Source organism: Streptomyces mesophilus (assembly GCF_040300965.1).
Taxonomy (GTDB): Bacteria; Actinomycetota; Actinomycetes; order Streptomycetales; family Streptomycetaceae; genus Streptomyces; species Streptomyces mesophilus_A.
This window is the reverse complement of the sequence record NZ_JBEPEW010000084.1, coordinates 21323-36527: the sequence shown is the minus strand read 5'-3', so window position 1 is coordinate 36527 and position 15205 is coordinate 21323. Positions and strand designations below refer to the sequence as shown.

The 15205-nt window shown below is 71.4% G+C and carries 12 protein-coding genes; 7 read left to right on the top strand and 5 right to left on the bottom strand.

Going from position 1 to position 15205, the window contains the following annotated elements:
* Window positions 1-170: 170 nt before the first annotated feature.
* Complete coding sequence (locus tag ABT367_RS26080) at window positions 171-1430, top strand: SLC13 family permease (RefSeq protein ID WP_352255528.1); 1260 nt, start codon at window positions 171-173, stop codon at window positions 1428-1430.
* 202 nt (window positions 1431-1632) lie between these two features.
* A complete protein-coding gene (locus ABT367_RS26075; RefSeq protein ID WP_352255527.1) occupies window positions 1633-2775 on the top strand; it encodes an NADH:flavin oxidoreductase in 1143 nt (380 codons plus the stop codon).
* Window positions 2776-2850: 75 nt separating this feature from the next.
* Here the strand turns inward: ABT367_RS26075 and ABT367_RS26070 are convergent, their stop codons facing one another.
* Both ABT367_RS26070 and ABT367_RS26065 read right to left on the bottom strand, forming a co-directional pair.
* Entirely contained in the window at window positions 2851-6660 is a 3810-nt protein-coding gene (locus tag ABT367_RS26070) for a WD40 repeat domain-containing serine/threonine protein kinase (RefSeq protein WP_352255526.1), read from the bottom strand.
* Window positions 6629-8125 (bottom strand): MFS transporter, encoded by a 1497-nt coding sequence (locus ABT367_RS26065; RefSeq protein ID WP_352255525.1) that lies wholly within the window; start codon window positions 8123-8125, stop codon window positions 6629-6631. Before ABT367_RS26065 ends, ABT367_RS26070 begins: the two co-directional genes overlap by 32 nt.
* Before the next feature lie 113 nt (window positions 8126-8238).
* On the opposite strand from ABT367_RS26065, the gene ABT367_RS26060 reads away from it, so the two are divergent.
* Both ABT367_RS26060 and ABT367_RS26055 read left to right on the top strand, forming a co-directional pair.
* Entirely contained in the window at window positions 8239-8811 is a 573-nt protein-coding gene (locus tag ABT367_RS26060) for a CGNR zinc finger domain-containing protein (RefSeq protein WP_352255524.1), read from the top strand.
* A gap of 102 nt (window positions 8812-8913) precedes the next feature.
* A complete protein-coding gene (locus ABT367_RS26055; RefSeq protein WP_352255523.1) occupies window positions 8914-9504 on the top strand; it encodes a Uma2 family endonuclease in 591 nt (196 codons plus the stop codon).
* Between the two features lie 80 nt (window positions 9505-9584).
* On the opposite strand, the gene ABT367_RS26050 is transcribed toward ABT367_RS26055, so the two are convergent.
* From ABT367_RS26050 to ABT367_RS26040, 3 genes are all read right to left on the bottom strand, one after another.
* On the bottom strand, window positions 9585-11075 hold the full coding sequence (locus ABT367_RS26050) for a PTS transporter subunit EIIC (RefSeq protein WP_352255522.1): 1491 nt from the start codon (window positions 11073-11075) through the stop codon (window positions 9585-9587).
* Between the two features lie 37 nt (window positions 11076-11112).
* Window positions 11113-12084 (bottom strand): N-acetylmuramic acid 6-phosphate etherase, encoded by a 972-nt coding sequence (gene murQ, locus ABT367_RS26045; protein ID WP_352255521.1) that lies wholly within the window; start codon window positions 12082-12084, stop codon window positions 11113-11115.
* Window positions 12085-12149: 65 nt separating this feature from the next.
* Entirely contained in the window at window positions 12150-13046 is an 897-nt protein-coding gene (locus ABT367_RS26040; protein WP_352255520.1) for a MurR/RpiR family transcriptional regulator, read from the bottom strand.
* A 205-nt stretch (window positions 13047-13251) separates the two neighbouring features.
* Between ABT367_RS26040 and ABT367_RS26035 the strand changes: the two genes are divergently transcribed.
* Genes ABT367_RS26035 through ABT367_RS26025 form a run of 3 tightly spaced genes read left to right on the top strand, consistent with a single transcriptional unit; the run spans window position 13252 to window position 15202 of the window.
* Window positions 13252-14505: a Cmx/CmrA family chloramphenicol efflux MFS transporter gene (locus tag ABT367_RS26035; protein WP_352255530.1), complete on the top strand. Its 1254-nt coding sequence runs from the start codon at window positions 13252-13254 to the stop codon at window positions 14503-14505.
* A gap of 56 nt (window positions 14506-14561) precedes the next feature.
* Window positions 14562-14939, top strand: a complete 378-nt coding sequence (locus tag ABT367_RS26030; RefSeq protein ID WP_352255519.1) for a hypothetical protein — start codon at window positions 14562-14564, stop codon at window positions 14937-14939.
* On the top strand, window positions 14936-15202 hold the full coding sequence (locus tag ABT367_RS26025) for a DUF4031 domain-containing protein (RefSeq protein WP_199551754.1): 267 nt from the start codon (window positions 14936-14938) through the stop codon (window positions 15200-15202). The genes ABT367_RS26030 and ABT367_RS26025 overlap by 4 nt, the downstream gene beginning before the upstream one ends.
* Window positions 15203-15205 lie beyond the last annotated feature (3 nt).

Genomic DNA, 15205 nt, shown 5'->3' with positions numbered 1-15205 from the left:
GGGCCGGCGGCCCGGTGCCGGCGCTGACGTACGAGAGTCTCGGCGACCTCAGCCCTCCATCAAGCGGCCTTCCCCCGGCCGCGATCTCACCCCGCCCGAGCGGCCGCTCCTCGCCGCCTCGGCCCGCCGCCGGGCAGGCCCCCTGGGAGGGGCGAGGGCGTCCAGGAGCGATGATCAGGTACGTGCTGATCGAGTCCCTGGCCGTGGCCGCCCTCGTCGTGGTCCTCGTCTGTGCCGTCGTACGGCCCTTCGGGCGGCCGGAGGCGGTGTTCGCCGTACCCGCGGCGGCCGTCGTGATCGTCTCCGGTGGGCTTCCGCTCGCGGAGGTGGAGGAGGAGGCCGCCCGGCTCGGGCCGGTCATCGGGTTCCTCGCCGCGGTGCTCGTCCTCGCGCAGCTCTGCGCCGACGAAGGGCTCTTCCACGCCTGCGGGACCTGGATGGCCCGCTGGGCCCGGCACCGTCCGCGCCGGCTGCTCGGCGCGGTGTTCACGCTGGCCTCACTGATCACCGCCGCGCTCAGCCTGGACGCCACCGTCGTCCTGCTGACCCCGGTGGTGTTCGCGACGGCGGCCAGGATGGGCGCCCGGCCCGCGCCCCATGTCTATGCGAGCGCCCACCTCTCCAACACCGCTTCGCTGCTGCTGCCCGTATCGAATCTGACGAACCTGCTCGCCTTCGCCGCCACCGGCCTGAGCTTCACGCGCTTCGCGCTCCTCATGCTGCTTCCGTGGCTGGTGGCCATCGCGATCGAGTACGCGGTGTTCCGCCGGTACTTCGCCGCCGACCTCGACGCACCCGCCGGGTCCGTGGCCGCCGACGAACCGCCCGAGCTGCCGCTGTTCGCCCTGATCACCGTGTGCGCGACGCTCGCCGGGTTCGCCGTCGCGTCCGCGCTCGGCATCGACCCGGCGTGGGCGGCCGCGGCGGGTGCGGCCGTGATGGGCGTCCGTGCCCTGAGCAGGCGGCTCACGACGCCGGCGGGGATCGTGCGCGCGACCCACTGGCCGTTCCTGCTCTTCGTCCTGTGCCTCGGCATCATCGTGCGGGCCGTCGTCGACAACGGTCTCGGTGACGCCCTCGCCCGCGTCCTGCCCGACGGCAGCTCGCTGCCCGCGCTGCTCGGCACGGCCGCGCTCGCCGCGCTCCTGGCCAACCTCATCAACAACCTGCCCGCGGTCCTCGCCCTGATCCCGCTCGCGGCGCCGTCCGGCCCGGGTGCGGTGCTCGCCGTCCTGCTCGGCGTGAACATCGGGCCCAACCTGACGTACACGGGCTCCCTGGCCACCCTGCTCTGGCGCCGCATCGCGCAGCAGCACGACCACGACGTACGGCTGCGGGAGTTCACCACGCTCGGACTGCTCACGACGCCGGTCGCGCTGGCGGGGGCGACGGTGGCGCTCTGGGTGGGATTGCGGGGATTGGGGGTCTGAGGTTCTGCGAGGCGCGTCCGGGGCACGTGTCCGGGATCACGCACGAGGGGCCAAGGGAGGCGGAATGCGGTGCGGGGTGCGCCAGTTGCACAGGACGCGACCGGTGCATACTCACCGGTCGGTATGCCGTACCCGCAACACCTGCCGTGCCCGCAACACCTGCCGTACCCGTCCATGTGCCCCCTCCCCAAGGAGCCCCCACGTGACCGTCGCCGACGCCACCGAGCCCACCGGCACCACGGGCCGCGCCGCCCAGGTCCTGTCCCGCCCGGTGCAGCTCAACGGCCTGACCGTCCCCAACAGGATCGTCATGGCGCCCATGACCCGGATGTTCTCGCCGGGCGGCATACCCACCGACGACGTGATCTCGTACTACGCGCGGCGCGCGGCCGCCGGCGTCGGCCTGATCATCACCGAGGGCACCTACGTCGGCCACGCGTCGGCCGGCCAGAGCGACAGCGTTCCGCGCTTCCACGGCGAGGAGCAGCTCGCGGGCTGGAAGAAGGTCGCGGACGCCGTGCACGCGGCGGGCGGCACGATCATGCCGCAGCTCTGGCACATCGGCATGGTCCGCAGGGCGGGCGAACCGCCGTTCACGGACGCCGAGCCCATGGGCCCGTCCGGCATCCACAAGCAGGGTGCCGAGCCCAAGGGCAAGGCCATGACCCAGCAGGACCTCGACGACGTCATCGCCGCCTTCGCGCAGGCCGCCGCCGACGCCGAACGCCTCGGCTTCGACGGGGTCGAACTGCACGGTGCGCACGGCTACTTGATCGACCAGTTCCTGTGGGAGGGCACCAACCGCCGCACCGACGCGTACGGCGGCTCCGCGGTGGCCCGTACGAAGTTCGCGGCCGAGATCGTCGCGGCGGTCCGCGCGGCCGTCTCCCCGGACTTCCCGGTCCTCTTCCGCTACTCGCAGTGGAAGCAGCAGGACTACACGGCCCGCCTCGCGGAGACCCCCGAGGAGCTCGAGGCGATCCTCGCCCCGCTGGCCGCGGCCGGCGTCGACGTCTTCCACGCCTCGACCCGCCGCTACTGGCTCCCCGAGTTCGAGGGCTCCGACCTGAACCTGGCGGGCTGGACGAAGAAGCTCACCGGCAAGCCCACCATCTCGGTGGGCTCGGTCGGCCTGGACGGCGAGTTCTTCGGTGCGTTCGCCGGCCAGGGCTCCGCGGCCCGCAGCATCGACGACCTCTTCGACCGCATGGAGGGCGACGAGTTCGACCTGATCGCGGTGGGTCGCGCACTGCTCCAGGACCCGGAGTGGGCGCGGAAGGTGCTCGACGGGCGGGTGGACGAGCTGGCGGCGTACGACGCGAAGGCGATCGCGTCGCTGAGCTGAGCTTCGTTGTGTACGAGGGGCGGCATCCCGTGTCGGTGGGGGTGCCGTCCTTCGTCGGGGACCTCTCGGTCCGCTTCAGCAGATGCTGCGGTATGGAACGTCGGGGACGTAGAGGCCCCATTCCTCTCGCGTGATGTCGCGGCCGGCTTTCTTGCAGATGGTCTGCGCAAGTTCGTCGGGATCGAGGTCCAGGGTGTGGACGCGGGTGCCGCTGAGGGTGAGGAGTTTGTTGTCGCGGAATCCGAGCGCGTCAATCGTGTTGCCGGTGGGGTCGATGGGCCTGCCCAGCGATGAGCGGGTGTCGAGATCCCAGAGCTGGACCGCGCCGCCGGTCTGACCTACGACGGCTGCGAGGAACCTCCCGTCCCGGGAGAAGGCCGGGCTGTGGATGTGCTGGCCGTAGTGGGTGCCGCCCTGCACGGTGCTGCCCGGCATGCGGGCGAGGCGCTCGCGGGCTGCGCGGTCCCAGAGCTCGAGCCAGCCTGACTCCTTGAGCACGGCGAGGGTTTCGCCGTCCGGTGAGAAGGCCAGGTAGCTGGTGGATTCCTGGGCGAAGGCGGGAACCTTGCGGATCTTCTTCGTCGCCAGGTCGAGAACCTCGCCACGGCCTGTGACGAGGGTGCGGCTGTCCGGGCCGAACAGCGCCGGTCCGGAGAACCGTGGGAAGCGGTGCACCTTCTTCCTCTCGCGGATGTCCCAGACGTCCAGGTCACCGCCGTCGGCCGAAGCGTCACCCGCCCACTCGTACAGGACGGACAGATAACTCCCGTCAGGGGACAAGCCGATGGAGACGAGGTCACGGTCCTTGGGGACAGGGGCGGCCCACTTCTTGCGCCCCTCCTCGGTGTCCCACACGGCCGCGAGCTGCTGCGTGCCGCCGCTGAAGTCCATGAATGCGGCGAAGCGCCCGTCCATGGAAAGGGATTGCGGACCGGAAGGTCTGGGGATCTGCGCCTCGGGGATGTGCTGAGGCATGGGCGCGCCCCGCATCTTGCCCGTCGTCAGGTCGATGAGCTGCTGGTACTCGGGCCAAGGGAAGCCGACAGTCAGCAGGCCGACCCTGCCGTCAGGGGAAACGGCGACGCCCCGGGTGCCCAGTTTCTGGGCCTCGCCCGAGAGAACCGCCGACACGTCGAGTCGGATCACCTCGTTCCCGTGTGAGGTCATGTACGCGACGGTCTTCGTACGGTCATCGAGGACCGCCCCCGTGATGAGCCAGCCATCACGGCCTTTCGCGGCGATACCGGGGATGTGCAGGACCGGGGTGTCGGAGGTGATGTCGACAATCTTGATGTCGCCGTCGGACGACCAGCCGAAGAGCTGGTCACCATTGCCGGTCAGCGCGACATTCCAGTCGGCGTTGTCATCGGAACTGCTCATCTCCGAGACCTCTTCGACGTGGGTGCCGCCCGCGGTGTCCCAGATTTCGTAGCTCCCACCGGAGCTGCCCATGGACATCCTGCTGCCGTCCGCGTCGAACGAGACAGCGCCGCCGCAGTCGTCCTGCCCGAGGGACTGGGGGTCGATCGCGTCGAAGGCGTGGCGGATGCCGGTCGACGTGATGGTCGAGACCTCCAGCGGGGAATCGCCGTCGAGATCGCAGTACGCGACGTGAGAGCCGTCGGGGGCCAGGGTCTGGCCGCCCATCGCTTCCCATTCGGCGAGTCGGCGGCCGTCGGGGCCCAGCAGAACACTGATCTTCTCGCCGACGTGTCTGCCGTCGTCGACGAACACCGCATGGCCCTTGTTGCTCAAGGCGTCGGGCTCGGTATTGGCCGGAGCTGTGTAGACGCCACCGGAGGGCTTGCCGTCGCGCGTGGAAACCAGCCGATACGTGTTCCCCTTCTCCCACGCCAGAAGGAGCCGGCCGTCGGGACTCACGGCCGGGGCTCGGTCGCTCATGGGGCCGGAGAGCCCTCGCGTGAACTTTGCTCGGGGCTCGCGCGCACCCGCCTTCCCCTTTGCCAGGTCCCAGATCTCCGCGGAGTACGGGCGGTACGACACCAGGGAGTCGGCGGTACCGAGCAGCACCGCGCCGGCTCCCGGGCCTTCGGTCACCCGCGGTAATGCCACCGTGTCGAGAGCCCGCTGCGTACCGCCCGCCGCCAACGCAGCCCGCGCCTCCGGCACTTCAGCGATCCGCCAAGACGCCAGGCTCAGCAACAACGCCGTATCCGGCTCCGTACTCCGCAGACTCTCCGCCGCCTGAGCCACCGACCGGGCCGTGGCTTGCGCGCGCCGCAGCTCCGCTGTCTCGCGCTGGCGCGCGGACTCCCGTGCCTGGAAGACGCCGAAGAGGCCGCCGAGCAGGGCGAGGACCGTCAACACGGCCAGGCCGGACAGGAGTTGGCGGCGGCGGCGGGCCGCACGGGCGGCCTCCTCGCGCGCCGCTTCCAGGAAGCGGACCTCCAGCGGGTTGGGGCGCAGCTGGAACGGGGCGGTCGGCAGCCAGGTCAGGCAGTCCTGGAGGGCCGAGCCGTGCAGCAGGTCGTCGGCCCGTTCGCCGCGCGCGGCCCAGGTGCGGGCTGCCCGGCCCAGTGAACGGTGCAGGGCAAGGCCCGCGCGGTCCGCAGCGACCCAGTCGTGCAGGCGGCGCCATGCGGGAAGGAGCGCCGCGCTCACCAGGCGTACGGAACCCTCGTCCGAACCCGTCACGACGCCCGCCTCCGCGAGCCGCTCCACCGCGAGCCGCAGCGGACGCTGCTCGCTCTCGGGTCGGCCCTCGTACAGCTCGGCCCGGTCCGCCGCCCGTACGGAATCCTGCGAGCCGTCCGAGGCCTCGCCCGGCACCACCAGGCGCAACAGGAGCTGCTGGGAGGCGAGTTGGGCGTCGGGCGGCAGTTCGGTGAACGCCGATTCCGCGCGCTCGCCGAGCGCGGGAGCTGCCGCGGTGTCATCGGCGGGAGCGGCCGCCCGTGCCGCACCCGCTTCAAGGAGCGCCTGGCGCGCCGCACCCGTATCCGACAGCGCCTGCCGCGGATCAGCGGCCTTCGGCAGGTCGCCGACCAGACCGAGCACCAACTCCGGTGCGCTGGGCCGCAGAGCGGGATCCTTCGCGAGAGCCGCGGCGATGAGAGGGCGGATGCGCGCGGGGATCGCGGAGAGATCCGGGTCCACGGACGCGGTGCGGTGGGCAACCTCGCCGATGTGCGCGCCGCGGAACGGCTCGTCGCCGCTTGCCGCGTAGAGCACCACCGCCCCCCAGGCGAAGATGTCCGACGCGGTCGTGGCGCGCTTGCCGGACAGGACCTCCGGGGCCATGTAGCCGAGCGTGCCGAGCAGGGCGCCCGTCGCCGTGAGGGACATGTCGGGGGCGCGGGCGATGCCGAAGTCGATGATGCGGGGGCCGTCGGGCCCGAGCAGGATGTTGCCCGGTTTCAGGTCGCGGTGGATGACGTCGGCGTGATGGATCGCGGCGAGCGCGGTCGCGGCGCCGGTGGCCAGGCGCAGCACGGCGTCGGGGGCCAACGGCCCGCGGCTGCGGACCTGTTCGGCGAGGGTGGGGCCGGGCACGTACTCGCTGACGATGTACGCGACGTCGTGCCCGCCGCCGTCCGGGCTCCCGCGGTCCGGGGTGCCATCGTCCGGGGTCCCGTCGTCGCCCGATGCGGTGCCCACGCCGTGGCCCGGCCCGGCGCCGTTCGTCGACACATCGAGTATGCGGGCCGTACAGAACGCCGCGACCTTGCGGGCTGCGGCGGCCTCCCGCCCGAACCGTTCCCGCACCCAGGCCTCGGAGCCGCGGTGCAGCGCTTTGAGGGCGACCCGTACCCCGTGGACGTCATACGCCTCGTACACGACGCCCTGCCCGCCGGCCCCGAGCCGTGCGGCCAGCCAGTAGTCCCCGATCCGCTCAGGATCTTCCGGCCCCAGTGGAGTGCCCAACTCCCCGCCCCCTTATGGCAGTTGGGCGCCAAGGATGGAGCCCGGGGGATCTTAACGGGGGTGGGGTGGGAGGGCCAGGGGGCGTGTGAGGCGGGGGCGGTGCTGTGCCGCGAAGCGAACCCGTCCTGCGCGGCGGCTGAGCGCCCGTCATCCGGCCCGCTCGCCCCGCACCTCGGCTGTCGCCCCGCACCTCGGCTGTCGCCGAGCGCTGCTGGCCGTTCGTACGGTGGAAGGCGGTGCTTCGGAACAGGGAAGTCTGCAGTACGGCGAGCAGCAGGCAGCCGAGGGACATCGTGGTCCAGAGTGCCGACGGCCCGGCGTACGCGATGAGTTGCGTGCCCGCCAAGGGGGCCGCGATTCCCGCGATGCCCCAGCTGGTGCCGTAGACGGCCAGGTAGCGTCCTGTGCCGCCGGGCGGGGCCAGGGCGGCGACGATCGCGTAGGCGCGGCCGACGAGGAGCAGGTCGCCCGCGCTCCAGACGACGGTTGCGGCGAGGTGGGCGGACAGGGTGGGGGCCACTGCGTATCCGCCCAGGCCCAGGGCCAGGAGCAGGTATCCGGTGGAGAAGGCCGCCGGTGCCGAGAGGGTGGAGAGCGGGCGTCGGCGCATGAGCGGCTGGCCCGCGGTGAGGGTGAGCGCGGACACGGTGAACAGGAGTCCCGCGTCTGCGGGGCGCAGCCCTTCATGGCTCAGGGCGAGCGGGAGCGTCGTCATGATCTGGAGGTAGACCACGGCGAACAACGTGCCGGTCGCGAGCATGAGCAGCAGGGCGCCATCGCGCCACGGCGCGATGGCGGCGGGCCTTTCGGATACGGCCGCTGCTGCGGATGGGCCCGCCCCTTCGGGTACGGGAACCCCCTTGGATGGGCCCGCCCCTTCGGCGGCGCCCGCCCCATCGGATACATCCCTCGCGGCCCCGCGATGGTCGGCCGGGAGCATCAAGTGCACGGTGAGCGCGCAGAGTGCGCACGTGAGGGCGTCGGCGACGAAGAGCCAGCGCAGATCCCAGCGTCCCAGGCCCGCCGCCATGAGTCCGGCGCCCATGCCCGCGAGGGCCAGTGCCGCGTTCAACAGGCCGTAGGCGCGGACGTGTTCACCCGGTGCCACCACGTCGGCGATCAGCGCCTGGCTCGGCGGCTCGTAGATCTCGAAGACCAGGCCGAGGAGAACGGCGCAGCAGACGGCCGCCGCCAGGGTGCCGGCCGCGGCGAGGCCCAGCTGGGCCACCGCGCACCCGGTCAGGCCCGCGACGATCGTGCGGCGCCGGCCGATCCGGTCGGCCAGGCGGCCGCCGATCAGACGTGAGGGGATCGTGGCGAGGCCGAAGGCGGCGCCGGCCCATCCGGCGACGGTGGCACCGGCACCGAATTCGGTCATGAAGAGCACGGTGAGGAACGACAGGGAGAACGCGCCGAGCCGGTTCACCGCCCGTGCCACGATCAGCAGGCGTACGGCTCGCGGCAACCGCCTCCTGTCCCGCACGGCCCCGCCCCCACCCTGTCCGTACCGTAACCGGCGTAATAGATATCGTTGGTGACGGATGGACCCTAGGACGCGAAGGAGTGACCAGTCAAGTGATGTTCGATGGTCACGTGAAGACGCTGCTCGACGCGGCCGTCTCACTGGTGAACACGCTGACCGACGGCTCCCGGCAAGGCCGCCCCTACACCGCCCCGAGCGGCGAGGACCTCGCCCGGGCCGTCCACGAAGCCCTTCCGCTCGCCTCCGCCCGCGCCACGGTCGAGCCGCGGCACGCCGTCTATCTCACCCGCTCCGCCAAGGAGATGAGAGCGGTGTTCGACGCGGTCGCCCGCGGACGTACCGACCAGGCCGCGGAGCTGGTGAACGCCCTGCTGCGCACCTCAGGCGCCCGCCCCCAGCTCGACCGCGTCGACGGCGAACCCTGGCAGGTCCACTTCCACGGCGCCGAGGACACCCTCGCCGTGGGCTGGACCGCCGGCTGCGCGACCGCCCTCGCGCTCGCCATCGGCAGCGACCTCGCCGGACGCCTCGGCGTCTGCACGGCCCCGCAGTGCGACCGCGTCTACATCGACAACTCCCGCAACGCCGTACGCCACTTCTGCTCCGACCCCTGCCGCAGCCGCGTCAAGGCGGCGGCCTTCCGGGCCCGCAAGGCGGCACGGGGCTGAGTCTGTGCGGTGCTCACACGATCGTGGGACGCTGAGGGAAGCGGCTGCGGGCCGCAGATGTGTCGATCTACGTTTGGCCTGCTCAGCCCATGGGAGAAGGGAATGGCGGTGACCGCCGAGATCTCGTCTCATGGCCGTCGGTGGGATCAACTGCTGCAGGCATGGCGCGGACTGGATGTGCCTGAGGGGTGGCGCGCCGAGATCGACGAAGGCCGGATCGTCCTGCTGCCTCCGCGGCCCCGGCATCACCACGGGATCGCTGCCGTCGTACAGCGCAGGCTGTATCAGAACCTGCCCTACGAGCTAGGTATCTTCCAGACCCTCGGTCTGAAGATCGCTCCCCTCGGCAAGCTCTGCCTCCCGGGCCTCGTCGTCATCCCGATGGCCGTCCTCGACGTTGCCTCGGACACCAACGACCCGGTCGACGCCGCCGAGGCCCTGCTCGTCGTCGAGATCACCTCGAAGGGCAACGCCAAGGACGACCGTACGAAGAAGCTCTGGGCGTATGCGCACGCGCCCGTTCCGGTGTACGTCCTGATCGACCGCTTCGATGAGCACGGGCCCACCACGACCGTGTTCACGGAACCGCTCAACGGCGCGTACAAGCACACGGAGCGGGTGCCGTTCGGTGAGCAGTTGTCGCTGCCGGCGCCGCTGGACACCACGGTGGACACGGGACTCTTCCCGCACTGAGCCCAAGCCCCGGCATACCGAAGGGCGGCACCCCCGGCTTCAGGGGATGCCGCCCTTCGGTATGTGTCACCAGCGCCAGGTCACAACCGCGCAGGCTCCGGAGCCGTGTCCGTGGCCGGGGTGGCCGGCGTCACGGATGCCGCGACCACCGACTCCTCCGGCGTGTTCAGCTCCACCAGCATCTGCTTCGAGAAGCCGAAGAAGTACGTGGCGAAGAAGCCGACCAGGTACCCGACCAGCAGACCGCCCGCGTAGATCGCGATCGTCAGACCGAGGCCCTTGTTGCCGTCGAGAAGCGGGAAGAGCGCCCAGCCCGACGGGCCGATCGCGGTCGAGCCGACCTTGTCGCCGAGCATCGAGAACGTGCCGACGAACGCGCCGCCCGCCGCGCCGCCGATGCAGGCGGTGATGAAGGGGCGGCCGAGCGGGAGCGAGACACCGTAGATGAGGGGCTCGCCGACGCCCAGGAAGCCCGCCGGCAGCGCCGACTTGATGGTGTTGCGGATCGAGGTGTTGTGCTTGAGGCGCTTGAACACCGCGATCGCGCAGCCGACCTGGCCCGCGCCCGCCATCGCCAGGATGGGCAGCAGGACGGTGAAGCCCTGCTGCTCGATGAGCGTGGTGTGGATCGGGATCAGGGCCTGGTGCAGGCCGAGCATGACCAGCGGCAGGAAGAGGCCGCCGAGGACCAGCCCCGCGAAGCCACCGGTGTTGTCGAGGAGCCAGTTGGCCGCCTCACCGATGCCGGTGGAGATCTCACCGGCGAGGAACATCAGGCCGAAGATCGTGACCAGGCCCGAGATGAGCACGGTGAGGGTCGGCGTGACCAGCACGTCCACCGCCTCCGGGACCCACTTGCGGCACCACTTCTCGACGTACGTGGCGAGCACCGCCGCACCGAGCGCGCCGAGCACACCGCCCTGGCCCGGGGAGAGCTTCTGGCCGAAGGCCTCGATGTTGGCGACGCCCGGGAAGACGATGATCGCCGCGACCGCACCGCCCAGGATCGGCGTACCGCCGAACTCCTTGGCCGTGTTGAAGCCCACGAAGACCGCGATCAGCGCCATGAAGCCGGAGGCCATGGCGGCGAGCGCCGGGGTCACCGACGGCAGCCAGCCGAGGTTGATCAGGAGGCCGTTGAGGCCGGCGATGATGCCGCAGCCGATCAGGGCCGGGATCAGCGGGACGAAGATGTTCGCGATCCGGCGCAGGAACAGCTTGAAGGGCGTCTGGTTCTTCGCCTTCTGGGCCGCCTTCATCTCGGCGCCCTGCGCGGCCAGTTCATCGGCGGTGACCGGGTGCGCCTCGCGCTCCTCGGCGACCAGCGCCTCGAACTCGGGCGTGACCCGGGCGACCGTGCCCGGGCCGAGCACGATCTGGTACGTGTCGTCCTCGACGACGCCCATGACGGCCGGCACGGCCTTCAGGGCCTCGTCCTGGACGAGCGAGCGGTCGCGCAGACCGAGCCTCAGGCGGGTCATGCAGTGCGCGATCGAGGTGATGTTGGCCGCGCCGCCGACGAGGGGCAGGATCGCGGCGGCAGTGGCGCGGTTCTTGTCTTCGGTGCTCATGTGCGGTGGTGCCTTGCTGTGAAGGAGTACGGGAGGTTCAGCCTGTGGAGGCCTGGAGCGCGGCACGCAGGTGTCCGTGCGAGCCGGTCAGGAGCCTGTTCGCGGTAGCGGCGTCGATATCCGCGAGGATCATGAGGATGGCGGTCTTCACCTCCCCGTCCGCTCCGGTGAGGGCCGCCTCGATGGCCTCGTCGGAGGCGTCGGTGGCGAGGGCGACGATGCGCCGGGAGCGGGCCCGCAGCTTCTCGTTGGAGGCGCGGACGTCCACCATCAGATTCCCGTACGTCTTGCCGAGCCGGATCATCGTGATGGTGGAGAGCATGTTGAGGACGAGCTTCTGGGCCGTCCCCGCCTTCAGGCGCGTGGAGCCGGTGAGGAGCTCGGGGCCGACCACGACCTCGATACCGTGCTCGGCCGCGGCGGCGAGCGCCGAATCCGCGTTGCAGGACAGACCGATGGTCAACGCGCCCAGCGCGCGGGCGTGTTCGACGGCGCCGATCGCGTAGGGCGTACGGCCGGAGGCGGAGATGCCGACCACGGTGTCGTCGGCGGTGAGCCGCAGTCCGTCCAGGTCCTCACGGGCGAGCTCCTTGGAGTCCTCCGCGCCTTCCACGGCGGTGACCATGGCGGAAGGACCGCCGGCGATCAGGCCGATGACCTCGGACGGGTCGGTGTTGAAGGTCGGGGGGCACTCGGAGGCGTCGAGCACACCGAGCCGGCCCGCGGTGCCCGCGCCCGCGTAGATCAGCCGTCCGCCGCGCGCCATCCGCTCGGCCGTGCCGTCGATCGCCGCCGCGATCTGCGGCAGCTGAGCGGCGACCGCGGCCGGTACGGAGGCGTCCTCGCCGTTCATCGTGGCCGCGATCTCCAGCGTGGAGAGCCGGTCGATCTCGGCGAGTTCGGGCCGGAACGCCTCGGTCGTCAGCGTCGCCAGCTGAGCGCGCAGCTCGCCGTACGTGCTGTCGGCACCGGCTTCGTCGGCGGTGGTTTCGGGCGTGGTGGAGGTCATGACGGAGTGCTCTTCCATGTGCGGGTGAAGGGGTGGCGGCAGGAATTGCGGGGTCCGGAGCGGGCTTACCGGGTGGTCCGTGGACTGTGCCGGTGGGCGAGCGCCTCGTAGGACGCGGCGAGTGCGGGCGCCGCGGTCTCGTACGTCCGCTGCGCGACGCCGACGAACAGGCAGTCCACGACGAGCAGTTGGGACGTACGCGAGGACATCGCGGCGGGTCGCAGCTCGCTCTCGCGCGCGGTCGAGGTGGTGAGTATGTGGTCCGCGTACTGCGTGACCGGGCTGTCCGGGCGGCCGGTGACCGCGATCGTCGTCGCACCGTGCTCGAAGGCGACGCGCAGCGGCTCGATGATGTCGCCGGTGGAGCCCGAGTGCGTGATCGCGATGGCCACGTCACCGGAGCGCAGGGTCACCGCGTTGGTGACGGCCAGGTGCGGGTCGGAGTGGGCGTGAGCGATGTGCCCGATACGCAGGAGCTTCTGCGCGAGGTCCTGCGCGACCAGACCGGACGCGGCCACACCGTAGATCTCCACGCGGCGGGCGGCCGCGAGAGCGGTGACGGCGGCGCCGAGCTGGGCCATGTCGAGACCGGCGGCGGTGTCGGCGAGGGTCTGCTGCTCGTCGTAGGCGAGCTTGGCGACCACGTCGGCCAGCGGATCGTCGACCGCTATGTCGGCGGTGACGGCCGGGGCGCGGCCCGACTGCTGCTGGGCGGCGAGGCCCGCGAGCGCCAGGCGCAGATCGCGGTAGCCCGGGTAGCCGAGCAGGCGGGCGGTGCGCACGACGGTCGCCTCGCTGGTGCCGGTGCGTTCGGCCAGGCCCGTCACGGTGAGGGCCGCGCAGCCGGCCGGGTCGCCGGCGACGGCCTCGGCGACGCGCTGCATCGAGCGCGTCATGGACGGGGCGAGCGTGCGCACCTTGGCCGCGAGGGCGGCGGGTGCGGGCGCCTGGCTTCCACCCATGAAACTTTCCTTCAGGTCAGTGCTCACATCTGAAAGATATTTTCGGCTTCTTATGTCGTCAAGAGGCCCTTGGTCCCGGCTTCATCACAGGACCTTTATGTGTGGCGGCCGTCACTTCGGACGCCCTCATCTCATTGCGTACGGAATGAAAGGTGCCTCCCTGGTGTTCGCACCTGACATGCCCGCACCCGCCACGCGCACCCGTATGCCCATAGCCGTCTATACCCTCGGGGTGGCCGTATTCGCCCTGGGAACAGCGGAGTTCATGCTCTCCGGGCTGCTTCCGGAGATCGCCCGGGACATGGACGTCACGATCCCGCAGGCCGGACTGCTGATTTCGGCGTTCGCGATCGGCATGGTGGTGGGCGCGCCGCTCCTTGCCGTGGCGACCCTGCGGCTGCCGCGCCGCACCACCCTCATCACCCTGATCTCCGTCTTCGGCCTCGGCCAGATCATGGGCGCCCTCGCTCCCTCGTACGAGATCCTCTTCGTCTCCCGCGTCATCGCCGCCCTCGCCTGTGCGGGCTTCTGGGCGGTGGGCGCGGCCGTCGCCATCGCGATGGTGGACCTCGGGCAGCGGGCCCGGGCGATGGCCGTGATGATCGGCGGGCTCTCGGTCGCGAACGTGCTGGGTGTGCCCGCGGGTGCCTTCCTCGGTGAGACGCTCGGCTGGCGCTCGGCGTTCTGGGCCGTGGCGGTCTCCTCGGCGATCGCGCTCGTCGGTGTCGTCATGCTGATCCCGCGGATCCCGCTGCCGGAGAAGAAGCCGGAGCTGAAGCGCGAGTTGGCGATCTACAAGGACCGTGCCGTCTGGCTGCAGATCGCTCTGATCGCGCTCGCGGCCGGCGGTGTCTTCTGCGCCTTCAGCTATCTCGCACCGCTGCTCACCGACGTGGCCGGGCTCGACTCGGGCTGGGTGCCGTGGGTGCTCGGGCTCTTCGGTGTGGGTGCGCTGATCGGTACGGCGGTCGGCGGGCGGATCGCGGACGCGCATCTGTTCGGCGTGATGTTCAGCGGGATCGCCGCGTCGACCGTCTTCCTCGGCGCCTTCGCGCTGTTCGCGGACAGTGCGGTGGCGGCGGTCGCGCTGTCGTTCCTGCTCGGCTTCTCGGCCTTCTACACGGCCCCGGCGCTCAACGCCCGGATGTTCAACGTCGCCGGGGCGGCGCCGACCCTCGCGGGCGCGACCACGACCGCGGCCTTCAACCTCGGCAACACCGGCGGCCCCTGGCTCGGCGGCTCGGTGATCGACGCGGGCCTCGGGTTCCGTTCGCCGGCCTGGGCCGGAGCGGCGATGACCGTGACCGCGCTGGTGACTGCGTACGCGGCGCTGCGGGTGCAGCGCAGCCGCGGCGGCGGTTCCGGGGCGTCCCGGAAGGTGGCCGGGAGCGTGCCGGCCGAGCGGGGCGTGAGCGAGGCGGCCGGGTCGGCCGGGCCGACCGTCGAGGCCCGCTCCTAGTGCGCGGGTCCGATGGCGGGCCGCACGGGCCCCTGGGCCGGGAGCACAATGGCGGTATGGACGACGCGGAACACAAACCCCGCCTGGAGCAGGCCCTCCACACGGCACGCGCCCTCGTGCTCGCCGATCTCATGGCCGGCGAGGTGGCCGAGGCCGATGTCGTCTCGCTGGTCGAGGACGCGGTCGTGCACCGGCGGTGGTGGGTGGAGCAGTGGCCGGACGGGGCGGAGTTCGTGGCGGGCCTGATAGCGCAGGACGTCCAGGACGCGCTGCTCGAACGGTACGGGCGGTGGCCACTGTGCCCCGTGTGCGGCTCGGGTGATCCGCATGCGCTCGAGGTGGAGCCGGAGCTGGGCGCGGATCCGCACTGGGTGTGCGCCAAGGCCGCGGTGATCGTGGCGCGGGTGGGGTCGCTCGGCGGGGTCCCGCGGTGACGGTCTATATCGATCCGCCCACCTGGCCCGGGCACGGGCGGCTGTGGTCCCACCTGGTGAGTGATTCCTCGTACGAGGAGCTGCACGCCTTCGCGGCCCGGATCGGGTGTCCCGCGCGGGCCTTCGAGCGCGATCACTATGACGTTCCGTCCGCGCACTATGCGGAGGCGGTGAGGGCGGGGGCGGTCGAGGTGTCCTCGCGCGAGGTGGTCCGGCTGCTGACCGAGTCCGGCCTGCGCCGGCCCAAGGGGCGGCCGGCTTAGGGC

Coding starts and splice junctions, on each gene's coding strand:
- ABT367_RS26080 (WP_352255528.1), top strand. CDS start 171: ATGATCAGGTACGTGCTGATCGAGTCCCTGGCCGTGGCCGCCCTCGTC.
- ABT367_RS26060 (WP_352255524.1), top strand. CDS start 8,239: ATGTTCGATGGTCACGTGAAGACGCTGCTCGACGCGGCCGTCTCACTG.
- ABT367_RS26055 (WP_352255523.1), top strand. CDS start 8,914: ATGGCGGTGACCGCCGAGATCTCGTCTCATGGCCGTCGGTGGGATCAA.
- ABT367_RS26050 (WP_352255522.1), bottom strand. CDS start 11,075: ATGAGCACCGAAGACAAGAACCGCGCCACTGCCGCCGCGATCCTGCCC.
- murQ (WP_352255521.1), bottom strand. CDS start 12,084: ATGACCTCCACCACGCCCGAAACCACCGCCGACGAAGCCGGTGCCGAC.
- ABT367_RS26040 (WP_352255520.1), bottom strand. CDS start 13,046: ATGGGTGGAAGCCAGGCGCCCGCACCCGCCGCCCTCGCGGCCAAGGTG.
- ABT367_RS26035 (WP_352255530.1), top strand. CDS start 13,252: ATGCCCATAGCCGTCTATACCCTCGGGGTGGCCGTATTCGCCCTGGGA.
- ABT367_RS26030 (WP_352255519.1), top strand. CDS start 14,562: ATGGACGACGCGGAACACAAACCCCGCCTGGAGCAGGCCCTCCACACG.